22 protein-coding genes and 1 pseudogene are annotated in these 25,945 nt (G+C 34.5%); 12 read left to right on the forward strand and 11 right to left on the reverse strand.

All coding sequences use genetic code 11. The features are described 5' to 3' along the window. Positions 1-79: 79 nt before the first annotated feature. Both ppiB and GQ594_RS09405 read left to right on the forward strand, forming a co-directional pair. Positions 80-571: a peptidylprolyl isomerase B gene (gene ppiB, locus GQ594_RS09400; RefSeq protein ID WP_160400040.1), complete on the forward strand. Its 492-nt coding sequence runs from the start codon at positions 80-82 to the stop codon at positions 569-571. Then, positions 564-1,316 (forward strand): UDP-2,3-diacylglucosamine diphosphatase, encoded by a 753-nt coding sequence (locus GQ594_RS09405; protein WP_160400039.1) that lies wholly within the window; start codon positions 564-566, stop codon positions 1,314-1,316. Before ppiB ends, GQ594_RS09405 begins: the two co-directional genes overlap by 8 nt. Here GQ594_RS09405 and modC read toward each other — a convergent pair. The 3 genes from modC to modA are packed head-to-tail and all read right to left on the reverse strand — an operon-like array spanning position 1,295 to position 3,486. Beyond that, complete coding sequence (gene modC, locus GQ594_RS09410) at positions 1,295-1,975, reverse strand: molybdenum ABC transporter ATP-binding protein (protein ID WP_160412511.1); 681 nt, start codon at positions 1,973-1,975, stop codon at positions 1,295-1,297. The two genes, GQ594_RS09405 and modC, sit on opposite strands and share 22 nt — an antisense overlap. Positions 1,976-1,978: 3 nt before the next feature. Next, entirely contained in the window at positions 1,979-2,671 is a 693-nt protein-coding gene (gene modB, locus GQ594_RS09415; protein ID WP_160400037.1) for a molybdate ABC transporter permease subunit, read from the reverse strand. 47 nt (positions 2,672-2,718) lie between these two features. Beyond that, complete coding sequence (gene modA / locus GQ594_RS09420; RefSeq protein ID WP_160412510.1) at positions 2,719-3,486, reverse strand: molybdate ABC transporter substrate-binding protein; 768 nt, start codon at positions 3,484-3,486, stop codon at positions 2,719-2,721. Positions 3,487-3,764: 278 nt separating this feature from the next. On the opposite strand from modA, the gene GQ594_RS09425 reads away from it, so the two are divergent. From GQ594_RS09425 to amtB, 9 genes are all read left to right on the forward strand, one after another. After that, positions 3,765-4,541: a TOBE domain-containing protein gene (locus GQ594_RS09425; protein WP_160412507.1), complete on the forward strand. Its 777-nt coding sequence runs from the start codon at positions 3,765-3,767 to the stop codon at positions 4,539-4,541. 23 nt (positions 4,542-4,564) lie between these two features. Continuing rightward, entirely contained in the window at positions 4,565-6,025 is a 1,461-nt protein-coding gene (gene modF, locus GQ594_RS09430; RefSeq protein WP_160412505.1) for a molybdate ABC transporter ATP-binding protein ModF, read from the forward strand. Positions 6,026-6,416: 391 nt separating this feature from the next. Beyond that, positions 6,417-8,423 carry an excinuclease ABC subunit UvrB gene (gene uvrB / locus GQ594_RS09435; RefSeq protein WP_160412503.1) on the forward strand — a complete coding sequence of 669 codons (2,007 nt, stop codon included), beginning with the start codon at positions 6,417-6,419 and terminating at the stop codon, positions 8,421-8,423. 25 nt (positions 8,424-8,448) lie between these two features. After that, on the forward strand, positions 8,449-8,799 hold the full coding sequence (locus tag GQ594_RS09440) for a RidA family protein (RefSeq protein ID WP_160412559.1): 351 nt from the start codon (positions 8,449-8,451) through the stop codon (positions 8,797-8,799). A gap of 786 nt (positions 8,800-9,585) precedes the next feature. Then, positions 9,586-10,086, forward strand: a complete 501-nt coding sequence (purE, locus tag GQ594_RS09445; RefSeq protein WP_160400032.1) for a 5-(carboxyamino)imidazole ribonucleotide mutase — start codon at positions 9,586-9,588, stop codon at positions 10,084-10,086. A gap of 1 nt (position 10,087) precedes the next feature. Then, positions 10,088-11,158: a 5-(carboxyamino)imidazole ribonucleotide synthase gene (gene purK / locus GQ594_RS09450; RefSeq protein WP_160412502.1), complete on the forward strand. Its 1,071-nt coding sequence runs from the start codon at positions 10,088-10,090 to the stop codon at positions 11,156-11,158. A 49-nt stretch (positions 11,159-11,207) separates the two neighbouring features. Next, the gene (dgt, locus tag GQ594_RS09455; protein ID WP_160412500.1) at positions 11,208-12,695 is read left to right on the forward strand and encodes a dGTPase; all 1,488 of its coding nucleotides are present in this window, start codon (positions 11,208-11,210) and stop codon (positions 12,693-12,695) included. Positions 12,696-12,972: 277 nt separating this feature from the next. Then, entirely contained in the window at positions 12,973-13,311 is a 339-nt protein-coding gene (gene glnK, locus GQ594_RS09460; RefSeq protein ID WP_160400029.1) for a P-II family nitrogen regulator, read from the forward strand. Between the two features lie 21 nt (positions 13,312-13,332). Next, on the forward strand, positions 13,333-14,613 hold the full coding sequence (amtB, locus tag GQ594_RS09465) for an ammonium transporter AmtB (protein WP_160412498.1): 1,281 nt from the start codon (positions 13,333-13,335) through the stop codon (positions 14,611-14,613). Positions 14,614-14,731: 118 nt separating this feature from the next. Here the strand turns inward: amtB and GQ594_RS09470 are convergent, their stop codons facing one another. From GQ594_RS09470 to fdhD, 5 genes are all read right to left on the reverse strand, one after another. Further along, the gene (locus GQ594_RS09470; RefSeq protein WP_160400027.1) at positions 14,732-15,205 is read right to left on the reverse strand and encodes a hypothetical protein; all 474 of its coding nucleotides are present in this window, start codon (positions 15,203-15,205) and stop codon (positions 14,732-14,734) included. 528 nt (positions 15,206-15,733) lie between these two features. Further along, positions 15,734-16,669, reverse strand: a complete 936-nt coding sequence (locus tag GQ594_RS09475) for an EamA family transporter (protein ID WP_160412496.1) — start codon at positions 16,667-16,669, stop codon at positions 15,734-15,736. Positions 16,670-16,835: 166 nt separating this feature from the next. Further along, a complete protein-coding gene (locus tag GQ594_RS09480; protein ID WP_160412494.1) occupies positions 16,836-18,074 on the reverse strand; it encodes a nucleoside permease in 1,239 nt (412 codons plus the stop codon). Between the two features lie 58 nt (positions 18,075-18,132). Then, positions 18,133-18,951, reverse strand: coding sequence for a purine-nucleoside phosphorylase (locus tag GQ594_RS09485; RefSeq protein ID WP_160400024.1), 819 nt, complete (start codon positions 18,949-18,951; stop codon positions 18,133-18,135). 283 nt (positions 18,952-19,234) lie between these two features. After that, entirely contained in the window at positions 19,235-20,041 is an 807-nt protein-coding gene (gene fdhD / locus GQ594_RS09490; protein ID WP_160400023.1) for a formate dehydrogenase accessory sulfurtransferase FdhD, read from the reverse strand. Positions 20,042-20,231: 190 nt separating this feature from the next. Between fdhD and GQ594_RS09495 the strand changes: the two genes are divergently transcribed. Then, a complete protein-coding gene (locus GQ594_RS09495) occupies positions 20,232-20,762 on the forward strand; it encodes a DedA family protein (protein ID WP_160400022.1) in 531 nt (176 codons plus the stop codon). On the opposite strand, the gene mscM is transcribed toward GQ594_RS09495, so the two are convergent. The 3 genes and pseudogenes from mscM to GQ594_RS09510 form a co-directional block, all read right to left on the reverse strand. Continuing rightward, positions 20,759-23,377 (reverse strand): miniconductance mechanosensitive channel MscM, encoded by a 2,619-nt coding sequence (mscM, locus tag GQ594_RS09500; protein WP_160412492.1) that lies wholly within the window; start codon positions 23,375-23,377, stop codon positions 20,759-20,761. The two genes, GQ594_RS09495 and mscM, sit on opposite strands and share 4 nt — an antisense overlap. Positions 23,378-23,384: 7 nt before the next feature. Beyond that, positions 23,385-24,230 (reverse strand): annotated as a pseudogene (asd, locus tag GQ594_RS09505) (archaetidylserine decarboxylase); the annotation flags it as partial. A 99-nt stretch (positions 24,231-24,329) separates the two neighbouring features. Then, positions 24,330-25,742, reverse strand: a complete 1,413-nt coding sequence (locus GQ594_RS09510; RefSeq protein ID WP_160400019.1) for a sodium:proton antiporter — start codon at positions 25,740-25,742, stop codon at positions 24,330-24,332. Positions 25,743-25,945 lie beyond the last annotated feature (203 nt).

Below are 25,945 nucleotides of genomic sequence, written 5' to 3' on the forward strand. Positions count from 1 at the left end.
GTAGTTAAAATTAATGTAATCTCATTGTTTGGAATTTATCTATTTACGTTAAATTAAAGAAGAGAGTAAGGAATTTTTTATGATTATATTTCACACTAATCTAGGTGATATTAAAATCGAAACTTTTGATGACAAAGCGCCAGAAACAGTTAAAAATTTTGTTGAATATTGCAAAGACGGTTTTTATAACAATACTATCTTTCATCGTGTTATTAATAATTTCATGATTCAAGGCGGCGGTTTTGAACCCGGTATGAAGCAGAAAAAAACCAAATCTCCTATTAAAAATGAAGCTGATAACGGTTTAAAGAATGATCGCGGTACTTTAGCCATGGCTCGTACATCTGATCCACATTCTGCAACAGCTCAATTTTTTATCAATGTAGTAGATAATGATTATCTTAACTTCCGTTCTGCTGATGTTAATGGTTATGGCTATTGCGTTTTTGCACAAGTTGTAGACGGTCTTGATGTGGTTGATAAAATTAAAGCCGTTAAAACAGGACGCAGTGGTATGCATTCAGATGTCCCTATGGAAGATATTGTTATTACGAGTGTAACGGTTGAATAATCCTGTTCGTTATTTTATCGCTGATATTCATCTAGCCGATAATGAGCCTGCTTTTGGTTATAGTGATATAACCGCAGGCTTTTTGTCTTTTCTAAATGCACTACCTGACAATTGTGAGCTTTACATTTTAGGCGATCTATTTGATTACTGGGTTGGTGATGATATAAAAACAAATTTACATTACCAGGTTGCACAAGCGCTACAATCTTTATCAAAACGTAATATCAAAAAATATTTTGTTCATGGTAATCGTGATTTTTTGTTGAGCAAAAAGTATGCTCAGCAGTGTGATATGACCTTATTACCAGAGGTTAATTGTTTACCTAATCAAGAAACAAATGTTGTTTTTTTACATGGCGATTTACTGTGCACTGATGATCTTCAATATCAAAAATTCCGAAAAGTGATGCATAATAAATGGTTACAAAAACTATTTTTATTTTTGCCACTGTTTATTCGACTTAAAATTGCCACTAAGTTAAGGAAAAAAAGTAGTCAGCATAATCAAATTAAATCTGAATCTATTATGGATGTAAATCAACAAGCGGTAGTTGATATGTTGATGGCGCATAATGCCGATATTATGATTCATGGCCATACACACAAACCAGCAACTCACCACTTTCAAATAAATGGTCGCCCAGTAACTCGCCTAGTCCTTGGCGCATGGCATGATGGGGTGACATATGTTAAACAAGCGCAAAATAGCGATCTTTTCGAACTTTATAACCACTCTTTTAAATAATTACTTTGCAAAACTTGGCTGGTTTTACCAAACTCAATAGGCTTTCCTTGCTCTAAAATGACGACATTGTTAGCAATTTGTTTAACTTCATTAATATTATGCGTAACATAAATAATAGGTATATTTAATTCGTTAGCTAATTTATTAATATAGGTTAATAGTTCTTTCTTTCTTGGCATATCAAGTGCAGAAAGTGGTTCGTCCATCAATAGCAGTAAAGGATCTGTTAATAGTGCTCGACCAATTGCTACGCGATGTTTTTCACCACCTGATAGCATAGCTGGATAACGATTTAATAGTGGGCGAATATTAAGCACATTTACGATTTCGTCAAATCTTGACGATTCGATATTTTTAGCACCATAAGTCAAATTTTTAGTCACTGTATAATGGGGAAAGAGTAATGCATCTTGAAAAACGGTACCAATTTGGCGGTTTTCTGGCGCAACAAAAAGGTGTTTATTACAATTAACTAGTGGTCTGTTATTTAGTTCGATATAACCTTGGTCTGGTTTAATTAATCCATTAATAAGATTGATTAGGGTTGATTTACCCGATCCCGAAACACCTAAAATAGCAGTAATACCTTGACAATCAATATTATGATTGAATTGGAACGAAAACGAAGCAAGCTGTTTGCTAACCTGTATCTTTAACATAATTTATTGTCCAGCAAGTTTATTTTTATGCCACCGATTTAATAATTCAGATAAAAATAGTGCAATTAGCGATAACATGATAGAAATAATACAAAGCCGTAATGCACCTTGTTCGCCATCGGGAATTTGTAACATTGTGTACATGGCAAGCGGTAGCGTACGGGTTTCACCTTGAATATTTGATACAAACGTAATTGTGGCACCAAATTCCCCTAAGCAACGAGCAAAACCTAGCACTATTCCCATTAAAACCCCCGGAAAGGCTAAGGGTAACGTGATTGTCATAAATACTCGCCATCGACAAGCACCAAGGGTTCTAGCCACATTTTCAAGACGTATATCAATTGACTCAATGGCTAAACGAATTGAGCGTACCGTGAGTGGAAAGGCGACCACAGCCGAAGCTAAAGCAGCACCTTGCCAATTAAAACCAAAGCTGATATTTAAGTAGTGATTTAACCACTCACCAATTACACCGTGTCGCCCCATGGTGATTAGTAATAAATAGCCTAAAACTACTGGTGGTAAAACAAGAGGAAGATGTACAATACTGTCAAATAGCGATTTACCCCAAAATTGACAGCGTGCTAATATCCAAGCTGTTAAAATACCAATGGGTAAACTAAACCCAATTGCAGCAAAGGCTATTTTTAAACTAAGTAGCAAGGTTTGCCATTCAAATTCGTTTAATAACATAATTGTTTTAATGACATAGTTATATTGTATTATTTCACCAGCGTAAACTACTTAATTATAAAACCATATTTTTCAAAAATAGCTTTTGCTTGTGGTGAATTTAAATATTGATAAAAATCGTTCGCTTTTAAGTTTAATAACGTGATTGGGTATTCAATCGATTTGAATGTATTTGCAGGAAACGTTCCAACAATTTTTACTTTATCACTTACTTTGGCATCAGTACTGTAGACAATACCAAGCGCTGCTTCGTTACGTTCTACTAACATCAAAGCATCACGCACATTACTTGCTGGGGCAAATTGCGGTGATAATTTGTCGAATACGCCTAAGTTGGTGAGTGATTCTTTTGCATAGAGCCCAGCAGGCACATGATCAGGATCACCAATAGCAATCCTTTCACCTTTAGGTAGAATCGCCTGCCAATTGGTATTGCTATTAATTAAAACGTTACCTACTTGCGAATTTTTGGGTGCAATAAGAACTAATGCATTTTTCAATAGATCTTGTTTGTTTTTAACAATATTATGCTCAATTAAGTAAGTCATCCATTTTTGATCGGCTGACATAAAAATATCTACGGGGGCCCCTTGTTCAATTTGTTTAGCTAATATTGATGAGGATGCAAATGAAAACACAATGTCGGCATCTTTATGTTCCGTTTTATAACTTGTTGCGATATCTTGCATTGCATTTGTTAATGATGCGGCGGCAAATACTGTGATTTTTTCAACTGCCACTTTTTCAACTGCCGATGCTGAATATGTCATCGCCATTATGACGATAGTGGTGATAATTCCAATAATTTTTTTCATTCTTTTCCTCACAATCAAAAGTCGTTATTAATTTGAGTCGTCAATGATATTTATTTGTTTTTAAAAGTATATTTTTATTTTTTAGCAGAATGCTTAATTATCGTTATATAAAATAATACATATCGATGTTAGCAAAATTTATCCACAAAGTACAATTAAACTGATGAGATAGAATGATCAATAAGATTTTTAACAAGTTTTGAAGAATGCTAAAAAGCGTCTACAATGATTAATCGTCTTTGTTCTAATTGGATAGTGGTCATTTGTGGTGCTAAATTATGTTTTCTCCTGAAATTTTATTAACGTTAAATATACATCAGCAGTTATTTACTGATCCAAGGCGCATTGCGTTGTTAAAAGCAATCGATCAAACAGGCTCATTAAGTCAGGCTGCTAAGCAAGTGGGTATTAGCTATAAAACGGCATGGGATGCTACCAATGAAATTAACAAACTAGCACCTAACCCTTTTTTAATTACCGAAATTGGCGGTAAAAAAGGAGGAGGGACTAAGTTAAGTGATTACGCCATTAGGTTTATACAACTTTATGAGTTATTAACTCAGTTACAACAACATGCTTTTAATATTCTTAGGGATGATAAAGTACCATTAGACGATATATTAAAAGCAACAGCTAAATTATCATTGCAAACTAGTGCTCGCAATCAATTATATGGTAGCGTTAAACAAATAGAAAGCAATGGTGTTGCAGGCTTTGTAACGGTTCAACTAGATGATAGTCAAACCCAATTAAAGGTCTATATTACTCAACCAAGTGTGCAACGATTAAAATTAAGCCCAGATAAAACTGTTATTTTATTAATCAAGGCACCATTGATTGAATTAAATGATACCCATGAAAATCGTTTATTGATGAAAGTTGAAAATATAACAACTGATGGTGATTGGAGTGATATTACCTTTTCATTACCTTCTGGAATCATGATTTACGCCAGCAGAGAAACTCGTGAAATTGAACAATACGCATTAACCGAAGGTAAGCAAATTACACTTTCTATTGATCCGCAAAATATTATTATCGCTACTTTAGTTTAGTATTTTATTAAGATGAGGTATTCATGTTACAAATAGAAAATGCGGTTTATAAAATCAGTGACTATAAGGTTTTTAGTATTGAAAAACTAGAAGTTTATCAAGGTGGCAATTTAGCGTGCATTGGTCGCAATGGTAGCGGTAAATCTATGTTAATTAAAGCATTATCTGGCGAGCTTACACTATTGTCAGGTAGGGTAGACAATCAATTTAAATCAACCGCTTATATTTCATTTGAGCAGTTACAGAAACTAATTGATGATGAGTGGAAGCGGAATAATACTGATATGCTAAGTGAAGGTGAAAATGATATAGGATTAACCACTGAGCAAATCATTCAAGAAAACAGTTTTAATCAAGTGCTTTGTCAACAATTAGCAAACCAATTTGGTATCGGTCATTTATTAACTAGACGATTTAAATATCTTTCAACAGGTGAAACACGCAAAACCTTAATCTGTCGAGTTTTGATGCAACAACCCGATTTGCTGATATTAGATGAGCCCTTTGATGGCTTAGATGTTGCATCGCGTGAAAATTTAGCCGAAGTTCTTGCTGATCTTGCTAAGCAAGATATCACGGTTATTCTTGTTTTAAATCGTTTTAATGAAATTCCTAGCTTTATCAAAAATATTGGTATATTAGCGGATTGTCAACTATTGAAAATTGATACAAAAGACACAATATTGAATGATATAACAGTCAAGCAATTGGTCAATTTGGAAAATATACCCAATACGCCATTACCTGAAGCCGATGAACCACCAATTCAATTAACTGATGAATTAGATCGTATCATATTAAATAATGGTTATGTTCATTACGATGATAAAGCCATTATTAATGGGTTAACTTGGCAAGTCAAAGCCAAGCAAAATTGGCAAATTGTCGGGCCTAATGGTGCAGGTAAATCGACGTTATTAAGTTTAATAACCGGTGATCATCCGCAAGGATATTGCAATGATCTTATTTTATTTGGTCGTAAACGTGGATCAGGTGAAACAATTTGGGATATTAAACGCCATATTGGTTATGTCAGTAGCAGTTTACATTTAGATTATCGCGTTAATGCGAGCGTTAAAACCGTGTTATTGTCTGGTTATTTTGATTCGATTGGTGTATATCAAACCACCAGCGATAAACAAACTAAATTGGCTGATGAATGGTTAAAGTTGTTAGGTTTACAAGCACAGGCTGATAAACCTTTTCAATCACTTTCTTGGGGACAACAACGTTTAGTATTGATAGCTAGAGCTTTGGTTAAACATCCAACATTACTTATTTTAGATGAACCTTTACAAGGCCTCGATCATCTTAATCGGGAATTAGTAAAATGTTGGATAGATCGCTTAATTAGTGAAGGTCATACGCAGTTGTTATTTGTGTCTCATCATGCAGAAGATGCGCCAAAATGTATCACTCACCGATTAACTTTTGTTCTAGACTTTGATGATAGCTATCAATATCAATTTGAACAGTTAAGCTAAGTAATTAGTTACACCTATTAAAAGTGATATTAAAAATAGGAATAACAATCCAAAAAAAAGGGATTTTTTTTTGAAAATTTGTCTTGATAATTGAAAAAAGTTTATAAAAAAGGTACTTATGAAGTTATCCCCGTTGCCTGTGGATAACTCTGTTAATAGTTTATTGAAAAAAACGCTAACCTCAGTAACTATCAGGATTTTTCTTGATTTGATTGCAAGTTAACCGTTAAGTTATTTTTTATTTTTTATCAATGAGTTAGTATAAATCAAGTCATTGGTAAATTGTTTTTTTTATAAATAAAAAAGCAATTTGAATAAAAAATATAAAATATTAAAAGGTCAAGTCCTTTTGGGGATAATTTTTATTAATAGGTAAAATATTGGTTGCGATGTGATGAAAAAATTTAAATTATGTTCCGAATTCAAACCTGCTGGTGATCAGCCAGAAGCAATAAGAAAAATTAATCAAAATCTTCAAGACGGGATTGCACACCAAACATTATTGGGCGTAACAGGATCTGGTAAAACCTTTACCATGGCCAATGTCATTGCTGCGCATAATCGTCCAACAATTATTTTAGCTCACAATAAAACATTGGCAGCTCAATTATATGGTGAAATGAAAGCCTTTTTCCCAGAAAATGCGGTTGAGTATTTTGTATCTTATTACGATTACTATCAACCCGAATCTTATGTTCCTTCAACCGATACATTTATTGAAAAAGATGCATCAATTAATGAACATATAGAGCAGATGCGTCTTTCTGCCACTAAATCGCTATTAGAACGACGTGATGTTGTAATCGTTGCTTCGGTATCAGCAATTTATGGTTTAGGTGCGCCAGAAACCTATATGTCGATGATATTGCACTTAACGAAAGGTACCATAACTGATCAGCGTTCAATTTTGACTCGTTTGGCCGAATTGCAATACACTCGTAACGAAATAGGCTTTAGTCGTGGCACGTTTCGTGTTAGAGGCGATGTGATTGATATCTTTCCGGCTGATTCAGATGAACTTGCCGTGCGTGTAGAGTTATTTGATGATGAAGTCGATCGAATTGTTATGTTTGATCCGCTCACAGGTAATGGCATAAATGAAGTATCACGGATAACTATTTATCCCAAAACACACTATGTTACGCCAAGAAATATAATGGAAAACGCGATTGCCCAAATTAAGCAGGAACTTAAAGAACGTCAAAAAGTATTATTAGATAATAATCGTTTGTTAGAAGAACAACGCTTAACTCAACGAACACTATTTGATATTGAAATGATGACTGAGCTAGGTTACTGCTCAGGAATCGAAAACTATTCACGTTTTTTGGCACAGCGTAATCCAGGCGATCCGCCAGCCACATTATTTGATTATTTACCTGCTGATGGATTATTATTCATTGATGAATCACATGTGACAATTCCGCAACTTGGCGCAATGTATAACGGTGACCGTTCACGCAAGCTTAATCTTGTTGAATATGGCTTCCGTTTACCATCAGCATTAGATAATCGACCATTAAAATTTGCTGAATTTGAAAATATTATGCCACAAACCATTTACGTGTCAGCAACTCCTGCTAAATATGAAATTGAAAAATCGGGTGGCGAAATTATAGATCAAATAGTTAGGCCTACAGGGCTATTAGATCCTATTATTGAAGTACGACCTGTTGCGACTCAGGTTGATGATTTGTTATCCGAAATCAAAATTCGCACTAAGAATAATGAGCGCGTTTTAGTAACTACATTAACTAAACGTATGGCAGAAAACTTAACAGATTATTTGTCAGAACATGATGTCAATATCAAATATTTGCATTCAGATATTAATACGGTTGAACGAATGGAAATTATTCGAGATTTACGTTTAGGTAAAGTTGATGTGCTAGTAGGCATTAACTTATTGCGAGAAGGTCTTGATATACCTGAAGTGTCGTTAGTTGCTATATTGGATGCTGATCGTGAAGGTTTTTTACGCTCAGAGAGTGCACTTATTCAAACCGTTGGTCGTGCAGCTCGAAATGTGCATGGTAAAGCGATATTATATGCCGATAAAATTACGCCTGCTATGCAAAAAACGATTGATGAGACAGCTCGCCGTCGTCAAAAACAGGAAGATTTTAATACTGCACATGGCATTACACCAAAATCGGTACGCAAAGAAATCAAAGACATACTAGAGGCTGGTTTAAGTACTAAAAAATCAACGGCTAAAATACAAGCATTTGAACATGGTAAACAGTATCAGTATGTCTCAGTTAAAGAGGTTCAGGCAAAAGTGAAAGAACTTGAAGCAATGATGTATGAAGCAGCTCAGAATCTTGAATTTGAAAAAGCTGGTGTACTACGCGATGAAATAAAAAAATTGCGTGCTGATTTTATTAAAGTGTCTTAATTAACCATCTGATAAGGAAAATATGATGACAATAACACGAATTGATCCAGAAGAACGTTGGTCCGAAGCCGTAATTCATAATAACGTTATTTATTACACAAGTGTTCCTACTAATCTTGAAAATGATGCTTATATCCAAACTAAAAGTGCTTTAGCCGAAATTGATAAAATGTTAGCTAGAGCTAACAGCGATAAATCACATATATTGGATGCAACATTATTTTTAGTTAACAAAAATGACTTTGTCGCAATGAATAAAGCATGGGACGAATGGGTAGCCAAGGGAAGCGCTCCTGTACGTTGCACTGTACAAGCGGGATTAATGAAAAAGGAATATTTAATCGAAATTAAAATTGTGGCAGCAGTAAAAAATTAATATTGTGATTACTGCCAATACTATTTGCTATTCGGTGGCATCAATTTAAGTTCTTGTAAACAAATGGGTGTATTTACCTATTCTTGAGCTAAAACATAAGGCGTTTTCCCTAAAATCGCTTTATGCAGTTTAACGGTATTATAAAAGTGAGTAAATCGCTAGGCTTTAGTTGTCAGTCTTTTGCGTCACTAAATATTTGCTGATTCTGCAACTTTCCATCTGCTAGTGATAGACATTGAGTATGTCATGCAGTTGTTGGTTAACATCAGTAAATATAATCTCTTGCACTTTGGGTAAATGAAATTCGACATCGAACATTAATGGAGAGCGATAACATAAAGCAAGCTGCGTTGATAGTGGGACGAAAATTGAGTTAATTATAAACAATAAGCATCGATACAGCTTATGTGCATTATGCCTATGTTTAAATGTAACCAGAAATCGTTTCTATTATCAACGGCAATTGACCTAGCAATCGCAAGATATTCCACTTAGTGAAATTGTGGGTGAAATTTTTAATAAAAATTATCGTGCTTATAGTACAAGGCGTCTGTAAATAGAGCTTAGAAAATGAGCAATTACTGTATTTCGACACCGAATATGTCGAATAATGGTGACAATGGTCACTTATTGAATGCAAAAGAGATCGATGACCTTATCTTTGGGGAACTAAAAAGTGTGGACATACCAATTAATTATTAATTGATAAAACCATCACTATCCCCATTAATTAAATTTTAGTGTATACTTCGCATACATCTTATTTTAATTATTCATATATTTGCCATGCATACTCAACCTAGAATTGCCATTGTAATGGGTTCCAAAAGCGATTGGACTACTATGCAACACGCAGCCGATATCCTTGATGCGTTAACAATTCCTTATCATGTCGAAATCGTTTCAGCTCACCGTACTCCTGATAAATTATTTCGTTTTGCTGAAAATGCCGCTCAGCAAGGGTTTAATGTGATTATTGCTGGTGCTGGAGGTGCTGCTCATTTACCTGGTATGTTAGCCGCCAAAACGCTTGTTCCTGTGTTGGGTGTTCCGGTGCAAAGTGCCGCATTAAGTGGTGTTGATAGCCTTTATTCTATTGTTCAAATGCCTAAAGGTATTCCTGTTGGTACCTTAGCTATAGGTAAAGCTGGTGCGGCTAATGCGGCATTACTTGCTGCACAAATTCTTGCTTTACACGATAAAGATATTTATCAGCGTTTATCAATATGGCGATTAACTCAAACTGATGAAGTGTTAAATCACCCAGATCCAAGAGTGGATGCATAATATGAAAACTCAATCTGTTTGTGTATTAGGTAATGGTCAACTAGGGCGAATGCTTAAACAAGCGGGAGAACCACTAGGCATTAAAGTCTATCCTGTTGGATTAGATGCTGATCCTGCTACTATTCCATATCAACAGTCAGTGGTCACAGCGGAAATTGAACGATGGTCAGATACCCCTTTTACACAAGTTTTAGCTAAACATCCTCATTTTATTAATCGAGATGTCTTTCCAATTATTGCCGACCGTTTAACCCAAAAAGAGTTGCTTGACGAACTGGGTTTACCGACAGCGAAATGGTTTTCGCTTGATCACCCTCAAGATTGGTCAAGGTTATTTACTGAACTTGGCGATCGATTAATTGTTAAACGTCGAACTGGTGGTTATGATGGACGAGGGCAATGGCGTATAGCCATTAATGACCTAATTACTGTGCCAGATGATATTTATCAGAACGCTATTGTTGAGCAGGCTATCCCATTTGAAAAAGAAATGTCATTAGTGGGAGCGCGTAATGCAAAAGGTGAAACGGTATTTTACCCACTTACCAACAATTTGCACCAAGATGGCATTTTAAAAATGAGCGTTTCACTACCAAACGAATCACCTTTATTACAAGCAAAAGCTGAAAAAATGCTATCTTCCATTATGCATAAATTAAATTATATTGGTGTAATGGCGATGGAATGCTTTATTGTGGGGGATAAATTACTGATTAACGAACTGGCTCCGCGAGTACATAATAGCGGTCATTGGACACAAAATGGTGCTTCAATAAGCCAATTTGAGCTACATCTTCGTGCAATCCTTGGTTTACCACTTCCTAAGCCCGTTGTATTTGCACCATCGGTTATGGTTAACCTGATTGGAACAGAATTAAATCTTAATTGGTTATCTATCGATTTGGTGCATCTACATTGGTATGAAAAAGAAGTAAGAGTAGGGCGTAAAGTAGGGCATTTAAACTTGACTCATAACCAATCTAGTAAATTATTAAAAGAATTAGACGCTCTAAAACCGCTATTACCTAATGATTATCAAAACAGCATTGAATGGGCGAAACAAAAATTATAACAATTTAGCGAGTTGAGCCAATCAGAGTGATAAAATTAGAGATAGGACCATGATCAACTTTAACCAAAAAATCAATTATCAACGCTATGCTAGCAAAAAACGTGAAGTACTGTCTGACGAGTACTCAATAGTACGTTGTTTTGAAAGTGATCGTGGACGTATCATAAATTCAGCTGCTATTCGTCGTCTACAACAAAAAACACAAGTCTTTCCATTAGAACGCAACTCAGTAGTCAGAACGCGACTTACTCACTCTATGGAAGTGCAGCAAGTAGGTCGTTACATTGTTAAAGAAATTGTTAACCGCCTTGGTAAAACAGGACAATTAAAAAAATACGGGCTTGATAATTGTGTAATGGCGATCGAAAGCCTTGTTGAAATGGCCTGTTTAATGCACGATATTGGTAATCCTCCGTTTGGTCATTTTGGTGAAGCAGCTATTAATCAATGGTTTCATTTACGATTAGGGCTTGAAAATGACACCATCTATCCAGCATTAAAGGTGCATACTAATGATGATGATGAAATTAAAAAACTCAAAACCGAAATCCGCCAAGATCTCGCAAATTTTGAAGGTAATGCTCAAGCAATTCGTTTAGTTCATTCCATATTACGTCTTAATTTAACTTATTCACAAATTGCCTCAATTCTTAAATATTCTAAACCAGCTTATTGGTCTGATTCGATACCGCCTGAATTTTCTTATTTAATGAAAAAGCCAGGTTATTATTTATCAGAAGAACCATTTGTAAAAGCGTTATCTAAACAACTTGATATCAAACAGTTTCATCGTTATCCGTTAACCTATATTATGGAGGCGGCTGATGATATTTCATATTGTATTGCAGATCTTGAAGATGCCGTTGAAAAGAAAATTTTAACTGTAAAACAGCTTTACACCTATCTTGCTGAAGCATGGGGACCTTTTAAAAAAGGTGATTTGTTTGATCTAGTTGTCAATCGCCCTTACGAAAATTTAAAACAGAATGAATTTAATGCTATTGGCATTGATCAATTTTTTATGTACTTACGTGTCAATGCTATTAGTAAACTAGTACCACATGCCGCTGAACGTTTTATTGAAAATATAGAAGCAATTTATCATGGTTCGTTTAACCATGCCTTACTTGAAGATCATAGTACAGAATATAAATTGCTTAATATTTTTAAAGCAGTCGGCTTTGAACATGTATTTAATCATGAATCGGTCGAAAATATTGAACTTCAAGGATATCGAATTATTAGCGGATTGCTTGATATTTATAGTCCGTTGCTTACTATGCCTACTGATGATTTTTTAAAATTAGTTGATAACGAATATCACAAGCATTATCCCATTGAAACGCGCTTATATCATAAATTATCTTCAAAACATTGTGCAGCTTATAAGCAAGCAATTAGTAAATTAAATTCAAATGAAGCGAATTTTGCTTGTATGGAATTTTATTATCGGTGTCGCTTATTGCAAGATTATATTAGTGGCATGACAGACCATTTTGCCTATGATGAATATCGTAAATTAATGGTAACGTTCTAATCCTTATTATGTACTAATTACTCATAATTATTGGGCACCAATAATACACACATGGCACCATATAAGTGCATAGTAAAATAAAAATATATCAAAGTATATTTTGCTTATTTATACATTTAATGGCTTAAGCTAAGTCACTAAGCCTGAGTTTTTATAACGGCTATCTTTTCTATTTGTCATAAATTCCACTTAAATTACTCAATTTCATTCAAGTTATCTATTTTGGCACGTTCTTTGCATGATTAATTTTGTATCTCATATTTATTAGGAGCAATTAATGAAATTAGTCACTGTAGTTATAAAACCTTTCAAATTAGAAGAAGTTCGAGAGGCCTTATCTAATGTAGGCATTACAGGATTAACCGTTACTGAAGTTAAAGGGTTTGGTCGACAAAAAGGTCATGCCGAGTTATATCGTGGTGCTGAATATAATGTTAATTTTCTGCCTAAAGTTAAAATTGATTTGGCGATTAGTGATGAACAGCTTGATGAAGTCATTAATATCGTAACCAAAGCCGCATACACAGGTAAAATTGGTGATGGAAAAATTTTTGTTACTTCACTTGAGCATGTCGTGCGTATCCGTACTGGTGAAACCGACGAATCAGCGCTGTAATTTACTGTTAAGGATATCATTATGTTGAAAAAAATTATTTTTTCTTTGATTATTTTATTTTCAAGCTCTGTTTTTGCTGACGAAAGCGCCATCGTTGATAAAGCTGATAACGGATTTATGATGATTTGTACTGCTTTAGTCCTTTTCATGTCCGTTCCAGGAATTGCTTTGTTTTATGGCGGATTATTACGTTCTAAAAACGTGTTATCAATGTTATCTCAAGTACTTGTTATCTTTTCACTTATTGCTGTATTGTGGATTACATATGGTTATTCACTTTCTTTTGGTGAAGGGAACTGGTTTTATGGTAATTTTGACCATTTTCTATTAACTGGTATCAATATTACAGATGTGTCAGGCTCAATTTATGAATTTATTTGGGTTGCATTTCAAGGATCATTTGCTTGCATTACCTGCTGTTTAATTCCGGGTGCTTTTGCTGAGCGAATTCGGTTTTCTGCTGTATTAATTTTTATGGTGTTATGGTTTACGTTTTCATATATTCCTATGGCTCATATGGTATGGGGCGGGGGTATCTTAGGTGATGAGGGAGCGCTCGACTTTGCTGGTGGTACTGTTGTGCATATTAATGCGGCGATTGCTGGAATAGTAGGTGCTTATTTAATAAAAAACCGTATTGGTTATAACCGTGAACCACTAAAACCATTTAACTTACCTTATGTTTATCTTGGTGCGGCAATCCTTTATATTGGTTGGTTTGGTTTTAATGCTGGCTCATCAACTCATGCTGACGAAATTGCAGGTTTGGCTTTTATTAACACAGTTGCTGCGACGGCTGCTGCAGTTTTGGCATGGACATTAGCTGAATGGCTTTTACGAGGCAAACCATCATGTCTTGGTTCAGTATCTGGAGTGATAGCAGGATTAGTTGGTGTCACACCAGCCGCAGGCCTTGTTGGCGTAGGTGGTGCTATGTTAATTGGCCTTATTTGTGGTTTTGCTGGTGTTTTTGGGGTATCAACACTCAAAAGAATTTTTAAAGTTGATGATACCTGTGATGTGTTTGGCGTACATGGCGTATGTGGTATTGTCGGCTGTATATTAACAGGTATCTTCGCTTCAGAATCTTTGGGGGGGATTGGTTATGCAGAAGGTATCACAATGATAAGCCAAGTTGGAATTCAAGTGATGAGTGTCATTACTTGCGTAATTTGGACAGCTGTGGTGGCTTTTATTGCTTATAAAATTGCGGATATCTGCGTTGGATTAAGGGTATCTGAAGAACATGAACGAGAAGGACTTGACATCAATAGCCATGGTGAAAGTGCTTTTAATAGTTAACTGTTAGGCAGGTATATCATTAATTATTCACACAGAATAAATATCTAGGAAAAATAATTTACAGGGAGTAATCCCTGTAAATTATGGCTTTTACTAATTATTGTTAAATAATGTTTTTTTAATCATCCCAAAGCATAATGGCATTATCTTCAGTTAAGATTAAAGGTGGAGCAAAAAGGTGTTCTTTTACTTTAGTTGGTAAAATGTGCATATCATTAAAATTAAATTGCAATTCTGGATAAACATTAGCAATTTCTTTTATCCGAGTATTTAATAATTCTTTTACTTTGTTTGACTCTTTAGCAATAGCAATATCATCTTTCAGCATACCAATTTGTTTTTTATGGTGTTCTGATTCAAAAACTTCACTGAAAACAAAAGAAAATCCTTTTTTATTGTTTTTGTTAATATCGTGATACTCTCTATATTCAGAGTGATGCAATTTAAGCTCTTTAACACGTAAGGCAATAATCTCATCGACATGATCCGTATAATAATTTAATGTCGGATCTAAATAAGCCAGTGTTCTGTGTTCAGGTATTGCATCATTGCTATGTACTAAGGTAAATAACGGTTTTTTATATGTATTCATTCTGCAACTTCCTTTTTAATTAGAATAAAAAAGTAACAAAATTTTCAATAATGAAAAATAAATGTCATTTTTTATGTAAAATGTTTTAGGTTAACATAATGCTTAAATATAAAAATAAACAAAAAATCAAATAGTTAATGATTTATCTATTAGATATTTAAATTGATGAATTTAAATTTTAAAACATAAAAATTTAAAAAATAAAACATCACGAGAACGGCTACTATCAGGAAAAACGGTTAGGCTTTAATATAAATAACATTATTTATACGCAAACCTGCTTTAAAGACTAACTACGGGACATTACTAATACTGTTTCACAATAACTACTTCTATAAGACATATTTAACTTTAGAAAGTTCAATAATATTGCTAGATTTATTCTTTTATTAAAATTTTTTTAAGGTCTTACAGATAAATATGTAATAAGGAAAGTAAACAAATATATCATAATAATTTTTAATTTGTTTGACTATTAAAGCTATTAAATTAAAAAGCAGGACTTTTGTCCTACTTTTTAATTTAAGGTTAATCTGTTTTTTGGATATGTTTTAAATTAGGTAAAGCGATAGCTAATAAAATAATACTTACTCCAAACCATTGATTAAAATGAACTGATTCTTGCAAATAAAAATACGAGCAAGTCACCGCAACAGGTAGCTCTGCTGCCGACAAAATTGCACTTAATGAAATACCTATTCTTGGAATTCCTATCGAAAACAAAAAAGGTGGTAATACGGTTCCGAGCAATGCTAATAAAAAACCTAATTGATAAAGTTTATCGCTAAAATCAAGTTTGAAGAAAAACAACGGTGGAAATATTAAAAAAGTAATAATACATGCGCCGGTTATCATCAAGGCACTTTTTTCGAGTTTAGGTAACTCATTTCCAATATTACTACTAGTGCTGATAAAGAGTGAATACATTAATGCAGCTAAAAAACCAAAAAAACAACCGGTTAAATTTAAGCTAATATCTTGATTAAAAATACCTGCTGCCAAACTACTACCCAAAATAATCACAATAACCACTGCTAATTGAATCATGCTAGGTTTATTTTTGAATATGACAAAATCAATAAAGACACTAATCCACAAATATTGCATTAATAAAATGATGGCAATTGATGCGGGAACCAACTGTACACATTGGTAATAACAAATACCTACCAAACCAGGAAAAAGGCCAACGGCGCAAACTTTCCATTTTTTTGTTAATTGAGTTTTTTTAGAGCTTGAAGTTGCCAATGATTTATCAGTCGATGTTGTTATTTTGGGTTTGTATACTGTTTTAACAATAAAGTGAATACTCCACAGCATTAACATTCCCAAAAAGCATTGAACACCAGTAACTTCACCCAGTGAATAGCCTGTTTTATAAGCTGTTTTCACGATAGAAGAGAGCACACCAAAACTACATGCCCCCAAAAAGACTAGAAAACCGCCTAAAAATTTATATTGCATATTTAAATCTCACCAAACTAAAAAAACATTGCTAAAAATTATAGATAGAAAAAACAATAAAAGCCCTCAGGGGTATTTTTCAACCCCTTATGGCTTTTTAATGAGTTAAATTAAAATAAAATGATAAATAATATTTTAAAATTCATTGAGATGAATAGATAAATGGTTATACATCAGATTGGTGTTTAGTATGCTCATAATTAAATGAATAATAAAAAACAACACCAAGTATAAGTGCATAAGATGCAAAAATTAGCCAAATTGTTTGCCAATCTTTAATGCCATCATGTGTACACATGTCAACTACAAAACCACTTAAAATCGAACCAAAATAAGCACCAATACCATTGACCATTGTCATAAATAGTCCTTGGGCACTGGCTCGAATATCTGAACTAACTTCTTTTTCAATAAAAATAGAGCCAGAAATATTAAAAAAGTCAAATGCACAGCCGTAAACGATCATCGAAAGCATTAGCAGTACAAAGCCAAAAGGCGTAGGATCGCCAAACGCAAATAAACCAAACCTTAGCGTCCAAGCAATTATACTTATCATTATGACTTTTTTGATACCAAATTTTTTGAGAAAAAATGGGATAGTCAAAATAAATGCGACTTCAGCCATTTGTGAAAATGACAATAAAATAGCTGGGTACTGAACAACTAGACTTTCTTTAAATTCTGGTATTTTATCAAAGTCATGTAAAAATGCTCCACCAAAGGTATTGGTGATTTGTAATATTGCCCCAAGTAACATAGCAAAAAGGAAAAATATTGCCATTACCGGTTTTTTGAATAACACAAAAGCATCTAATCCTAAATAAGAAACCCAAGACTGTTTTTGGTTTTTTGATACAGTAATATTAGGTAATGTTGTACTATAAATTACAAGTACAATAGAGGCTGCACTAGCAATATAGAGTTGAGCATTACTCAATTCGAATTTGCATAAACTCACTGTCCACATCGCAATGATAAAACCGATAGTCCCAAATACACGTATTTTGGGAAATAGAGTGACAGTATCTAAGTTATCTTTGTCTAAACAGTGATAACTAATTGAGTTTGATAATGCAATGGTTGGCATAAATGTTAACGCATTAACTAACATTACCCAAAACAAAATAGCTGAATTATTAATTGATGCAGCATAAAAAAGTGCAATGGCACAAACAGCGTGACAAAACATATAAAGATATTTAGCTTGCAAAAATTTATCAGCAATGATGCCAATAACAAATGGTGTAATTAAAGCGGCTAAACCTTTAGTACTAAAAATCATAGATACTTCAACACCAGAAAAGTGTAATGTATTAAATAGATAAGCCCCAAATGTGGTTAACCAACTTCCCCAAATAAAATATTGGAGAAACATCATCAATTCTAATCTATTTGCTATGTTCATTGTTTATTCCTAAAATAAAGTGGACTTTTCATAGAAAGTCATCAATAAAAAGCACTACTTAAAAACGTTCAATTGTTTTTGTAATAAGTTGTAAAAAGGTTGATTTAACACGTTCAGCTGTTTCAATCACTTCTTCGTGACCTAATGGTTGGTCTAAAATCCCGCAAGCCATATTAGTTAGACATGAAATTCCGATAGTTTTAATACCTGAGTGGTGAGCTATGATTGCTTCAGGTACGGTTGACATACCAACAGCATCAGCACCTAAAACGCGGATCATTCTAATTTCGGCGGGGGTTTCATATGTTGGACCTGTCCACCAAGCATAGACACCTTGTTGTAAAGTGATATTTAGTTCTTTTGCTACATCAACAACAATTGAGCGTAATTGTTTATTGTAAACTTCACTTACGTCTAAAAAACGAACTCCTAATTCTGGATTATTTGGTCCTATTAATGGATTGTTAGCGGTTAAATTAATGTGATCGGTGATTATCATTAAATCACCTGGTTTGAATCCAGTATTTACTGCACCACAGGCATTAGTAATAATCAGTTTTTCAACGCCAAGCATTTTCATCACACGTACCGGAAAGGTAACTTGATCTAAAGTAAATCCTTCGTAGTAGTGAAAACGTCCTTTCATTGCAACTACGGTTTTATCGCCACTTTTTCCTATTACTAATTCATTAGCATGCCCCACTGCTGCTGATTTAGCAAAATGAGGAATATTGTCATAATGGATATGAACAGCATCTTCAAGAGTGTCAGCAAAAGGACCTAAACCTGAACCCAAAATAATCCCAATTGTTGGTTTCTTGTCTGTTTGTTGTTGAATATAGTTAACAGCTTGTTGAATGTCTGAAGTTTGATGCATGATGGTATCCTTTCAAAAATTAAATACTAGAGTAAAACAGGGTAAATAAAATTAACGGTAATAGACTATTACTGGTTTTATTAATAATACGTTTACAAAATAATTAAAAAACAAAGTAATCCCTGTTTTGCGCATATATTATGATGATCTTTGCTCAATAAGAAAAGATGTGAATTGCGATATCTTAGAATTAATCAGATGAATAAATTTTTTTATTTTATTAATCAAATAATTAAATTCAATGTTAATTTAAGTATCAAAATAGTTAACACTAAAATAATTATTAAATTAAACGATCTTCTCCAGAATAAACTACGCCGTTCCTTCCTCTAAAGAATCCAAGTAAAGTTAAATTACACTGTTTAGCCAAATCAACAGCTAATGAAGTCGCCGCTGAAACAGCTAACAAAAATTCTATACCACAATTCGCTGTTTTTTGCACCATCTCGTAGCTAGCACGGCTTGATACTAACACTACACCATGTTGATATTTAGGATCATTAGGTAATTGCATTGCTCTAAAGCCCAATAATTTATCTAAAGCTACATGTCGACCAATATCTTCAAATCCAGCTATAAATTGTCCTTGTAAATCCAACCATACCGCGGCATGAGTGCAACCAGTTTGATTACCAACATGTTGGACTTGCGATAAATAATTTAGACTATTGCTAAAATCAGCTAAACTAATCTGGTTCATTAGCGGCAAACTAGAAATAGTTTGGCAAACTTGATCTATCTGCTCACTGCCACAAATACCACAGCCCGTACGCCCAGTTAAATTACGGCGCTTTTCTTTTAGTTCACTAAAACGTCGTGACGAAAGTTCAATTTGTACTTCTATGCCTTTTGGGGTCTCAATAATATCAATACCGTAAATATCATTAACTGACTGAATAATATTTTCAGTTAACGAAAACCCAACTGCAAAATAATGTAAATCTTTGGGGGTTGCCATCATCACAACATGTGAAATCCCGTTATAAATTAAAGCAACAGGCTTTTCGACAGCTAATTTATCAAGTTGGGGGGCTTTAAATTCGCTATTTTTAAACTTCCGTACTAGGATTGATTCAATACCAATTGTCATGATTTGTCTCTTATTAATTGGAGTATTTCGATTAGGACTACTATCAACATAATCTTAAGCGTTAATAAAACTAAAAGAATGTTAACGTCTTGTAATGTTCTATCAATAAGTAAAGTATCAAGTCCTAAGTGACTAGTATTATGGTAAAATAGCACACCATAATCAATTGATAATTTACACACATAAACTTATGTCGCTACACGAAATCACAATAGCAATTATGCAATTTATTGAGCATCATCAAGTTTGGGCTTTACCAATTATATTTTTATTGGCATTTGGCGAATCTTTAGCAATTATCTCGCTTTTGGTCCCTGCAACGGCAATTTTATTCGGTGTAGGCGCTTTGATAGGTAGCGGGGCGATATCATTTGTACCAGTATTAATTACCGCTTCGATAGGTGCTATTTTAGGCGACTTAGTATCTTATTGGTTAGGTAAACACTATCACCAACAAGTTATTACATCATGGCCTCTTAATAAACATCCCAAATTAATTTATCGTGCTGAGCAATTTTTTCAGCGTTATGGAACGTTAGGGGTATTTATTGGACGATTTTTTGGGCCATTACGGGCAATAGTGCCATTAATAGCAGGCACAATGCACATGCCTGCAACGAAATTTAATGTGGCCAATATTGCTTCGGCGCCCGTTTGGGCATTTGTATTGCTTGCGCCGGGCGCTTTTGGTGTTCCATGGCTAGCAACGCTATTTGGTTAAACAGTCCCAACTGTATAGCCACGACGTCCACTTTTGCGACCTAAAGCTTCTAAATTGGTCTGCAATGGTGGAAATGGTAATGTCAAATGATGCTTGCGGTAAGCTTCAAGTATTAGCTTATGTATAGCGCTCCGTAGCAACATTCGGTGCCCCATTTCAGCAGCAAAAACACGTAATTCAAATAGCTGAATCCCTTCTTGAATATCCACTAAAAATACTTGAGGCTCGGGATCTTTAAGTACATATTCGCATTCATCTGATGCTTGTTGTAAAAGCTTAATAACCAGATCACTATCAGCATCAATAGTTGCAGGAATGGTTAATACAATTCGAGTGATCGAATCAGATAACGACCAATTTACCAATTGTTCAGTAATAAAAGCCTTATTGGGCATCACAATTTCTTTACGGTCCCAATCAGCAATGGTAATTGCACGAGTATTGATTTTAGTGATGTTACCAGTCAAATCACGAATTGTCACCGTATCACCAATTCGCACTGGTCTTTCAAATAAAATAATTAAACCAGAAATAAAATTCGCAAAAATTTCTTGCAAGCCAAACCCTAATCCCACACCTAGTGCAGCAATTAGCCATTGAATTTTGGACCAATCTATACCAATAAACGAAAATGCAATCATACAACCAATCATCAAAATAATGTATTTTGAAACCGTTGAAATTGCATAACCTGTTCCTGGGGCTAAATCTAAATGTTGTAAAATGCCTAATTCTAATAAAGCGGGTAAGTTTTTAACCAACTGAACGGTAATTGTCATCACTAAAATAGCGATACATACTGCACCAAGAGTAATATATTGCTCAATTTCAGTACCATTGACAATAACACTGGTTCCCCATAATTTGATGTTATTCATAAAAGCAAAAGCTGAATGTAGCTCAGACCACAGCAAAATCATACTAATGAGTGCAATCATCATAATTATTGATCTGACTAAATGTAAAGATTGAGCGCTGATGGCATCTAAATCGATCACAGGTTCATCGACATTTTCATTAAGTGAATTAGAATCGTCTTCATGCGATTTGGCGCGTTGCATACGCTCTAAACGGCGTTGTTTTGTGCGTTCAAATTCAATACGACGTTTTTGGATCCACATCCAACGGCGAATCATAAAATAAACCACTAACAGTGCAAACCAAATAATAACCGACGCTTCAAGTCGCCCTAATAGTACTTGAGCTGTTGATAAATAACCTAAACAAGCAGCAATAATGGCAAGCCATGGTGCACTTAATAAGATAAACCACAAGATATGACTTAATAAATTATCGCCAGATCCTTTTTTATCGATATAAAGCGGAACGCCAGCACGATGGAGCGAATTAGTCATAAACACTAAAGCAAAGCAAAGAAAAATAAACGCTGTACGACCAATGGTTGCAGCAAATTGGCGATTATTATATTGGTCAAAACTCATCACTATCACGACCAACGGAATTACAAGCCAAATTGAAAGTTGGTAATATTTCATTGCTGATCGTACACTACGTTCAGACCAACCAAAATGACTAATAAAAAGTCCATTAGATGATGCAAAATGTGCTGAGATAATAAACACCCATAAAATAGGCGCAGCGGCATTCACACCATAACCTAAAGCAAACGCGACAGGATAATCGGAATTAATCTGTAAAGCATAGCCAAACACTGCCCACAAAATAGGAACAGGTAATGCCATGATTAAGGAAAATATAATGACTTTTAAGGTTAAAGAATAACTATCTTGTGTTACTTTACCTACACGTCCTGCTGATTTATTTAAAAAAGTATTATATTTTGCACGCATCTTAAAGTGTGCAAAGACAAACATTAACGATAAAACAATTAAAAATAGTGGCTTGGGAGCGCTTAGTACTTCAGCACTAGCATTATAAAGCTGTGAAAGCGTATCGATCGAAAAAACCACATAAACAACATCTTTAGCTAAATCGATAGGATAACTCAACGATATAGGATTTACATTTGCCACCCAAAAGAAATATCGATGAGCAGCATCGTTCACTTCGTCGATGGCATTGGTTAACTGTTTATTGGCAATTTTTAGTTTGGTTAGTTCTAAAATAGTGGTATCAGTTCCTGAAATAAGCGTTTTAAGCAATTCAGTCTGTTCACGAAGCAAACGACGATATTGTATTGCCTCTTTAACACTATTAAGTGGACTGGTTAATGTTGGATAATCATCTAAAGAAGTTAAAGTATCACTATAGTTAAGTTGTTGAGCTTTTGCTTCGGCAATTTCAGCATCTAAAGCTTGCGATTTAGGTTTTTCGGGTAAGCGCAATAACTGCTGACGCAAAGTTTCACCCAAAGAGGTTGAAAAACTCAACCACTCGCCTTGTTCAGCGAGAGTGGTTAATGTATTTTGCACATGAGAAATCTGGGCGGTGATGTTGTTTTGCTCATTAACAATATTAGTTAAATGATTCTTTTGGAACTCCATATTTTGACGTAGCTCATCATTTTTATCACTTAACTGATGAACAACTTGAGAAAGATCATCCTCATTATTAATGATTGGCGTAGACTCTTCGGCGAAAGTCAGTGAAGAAAACAACACAGCAACAAAGCAAAAAACACCACGCATCCACATAATGTTATATCCTATCTGCTAATTTTTGACCTACACGAGCAACACTACCCACTTTAAGGTGACTATCAAACTCAATTGCATTTGACGCAAACAAGGTAATTACGGTCGAACCTAATTTAAAACACCCCATATCTTGCCCTTTGGTTAATTTTATTTCGTCACTGTAAGTCCAACGTTTCATAATACCTTCACGCGGTGGGGTGATGATGCCTTCCCATGGAACTTCAATACTACCAACAATGGTTGCTCCCACTAAAATTTGTGCCATTGGACCTAATTCAGTTTCAAATAAACAAATTACTCGCTCATTACGAGCAAAAATATTAGGTATGCTTTCGGTTGTGGCTTTATTGACTGAAAATAGCGAACCAGGCACATAAATCATCTCACGTAAAACACCATCACAAGGCATATGAAAACGGTGATAATTTTTAGGAGACAAGTAAGTGGTTGCATATAATCCATTTTTAAAAAACTTGATCATCTCAGAATTACAAGCAAGTAATGATTCTAAAGAATAAAAATGCCCTTTAGCTTGTAGCAACTGTGTATCTTGAATAGAACCAAACTGACTAATGATTCCATCTGCGGGCATAACAACAGCGTTATCAGCAACATCAATTGGACGGGCATCTTCATTCAATTCGCGAGCAAAAAAATCGTTAAATGTTTTAAATTTGCTAACATCATTAATTTTTGCCTCGCTCAAATCCACCTTATACACTTTACAAAAAAGCATAATCATCCATGTTGTAACTTTACCTAACTGTTTCTTTGCCAGCCAACCAAAGATCACGGTTAATGACTGTTTAGGAAGAAGATACTGAATAATTGCTTTTAATTGATTTAACATATATCACTCTCAAAATTATGGTACAAACGTTGCATTATACCAAGTTTTATATACAAAGTGTAAAACTCATAACAACAATAACATTTATAACAATATGCACTAAAACAATACAAAAAACACCAAATTATCGATAATAAACACAGGAATCAAAATGCCTATTGACCACTTCATATAACCAAAAAAACTCGGCATATTAATTTTGTTTTGTGTGGCAATGCTTTTGACCATAAAATTAGGCGCATTACCAATGTAGCTTAGTGCGCCCATAAAAACAGCGCCCATTGAAATAGCAAGCAGGGTTCTTTCTAACGTGGTCATTAAAGTGATAGCATCGCCAGAAGCGAGATTAAAAAAGACCAAATAGGTGGGGGCATTATCTAAAAAACCAGAAAGCAAACCTGACAACCAAAAGTACATGCTGTTGATTGGTTCGCCTTGCTCATTTGTCACCAGTGAAACTATTGGGGCTAATGCCCCATGACTACCTGCTCGTAAAATAGCAAGTACAGGAACAATAGTAATAAAAATCCCGATAAACAGCTTAGCAACTTCAATGATAGGTTCCCAATTAAATTCGTTACCGGCACGGACTTGTTTGGGGGTGATTAATATTGAAATAAAGGTGATCACAACAAACATAATATCGCGGACTAAATTAGATAAAGTAATAGGTAACCCTAAAACCATAACCTCAACAGACGATCGCCAAATGCCTGACATAAGTACACAGGCAATAATAGCCACCAATAAAAAAATATTGCTTACACCATAAACCTTAATAGTGTTAGTTTTTGAAGTCGAAGTTAACGCAAGGGAATGACCATATTGGCTACGAAAGTAGTGGCAATCGATCTTATAATAAATTGCTAATAACAACATTGAACTAAGCAAAACGGGCAACAACATATGTTTAACAGTCCACCCAAAATTCACACCTTTTAAAAAACCAATAAATAAAGGTGGATCCCCAAGTGGTGTCAAGCCACCGCCAATGTTCGCTACTAAAAAGATAAAAAAGATAATGGTATGTACGGCATAATTTCGTTGACGATTAGCTCTAATTACAGGTCGAATCATCAACATTGCCGCACCTGTTGTTCCCATAATTGATGCTAACAAAGTTCCTATTGCTAGCAAACCAACGTTTAGTTTGGGCGTACTAAGCACATCGCTCTTAATTAAAATCCCGCCCGAAACAGTAAACAAGGCTAGTAGTAATAAAATAAAAGGAATGTATTCAGCTATTACTGCATGGGCAGTAAGATGAATTGTTGATTGCAAACCAAACGAATACAAAGCAAACAGCAAAAAAAACATCGTCCAGCACATTGTTATTTTACCGTAGTGATGGTGCCATAATCGTGGCAAAAATAACGGCAACAATGCAATAGAAAGCAACATCCCCACAAAAGGGATCCCCCAATAAATCGATAAATCATCACCGCTAAAATCAGCAGCAAAAAGATCAAAAGGTATTAGTATTAAAACGATAAAGGAATAGAGGGCTTTCATTAATTTTTGAATTTTGATTTTTAAAGAGGTCAAATTATAACAAAGTTTTTAGGTTTATCAAATTTTAAGTGTAGGAATTTCTACATATTAACTATTATAACACTGTTAAACCGCATAAAAAAATTTGGGGAAAAATACCTTATGGGTTTTTAGAGGATTATTTTAATCATGAAGTGTAAATAATTCGTGTTTTCATACAATTC

This window comes from Gilliamella sp. Pra-s52, from assembly GCF_009795805.1.
In the GTDB taxonomy this organism is placed as follows: Bacteria; Pseudomonadota; Gammaproteobacteria; order Enterobacterales; family Orbaceae; genus Gilliamella.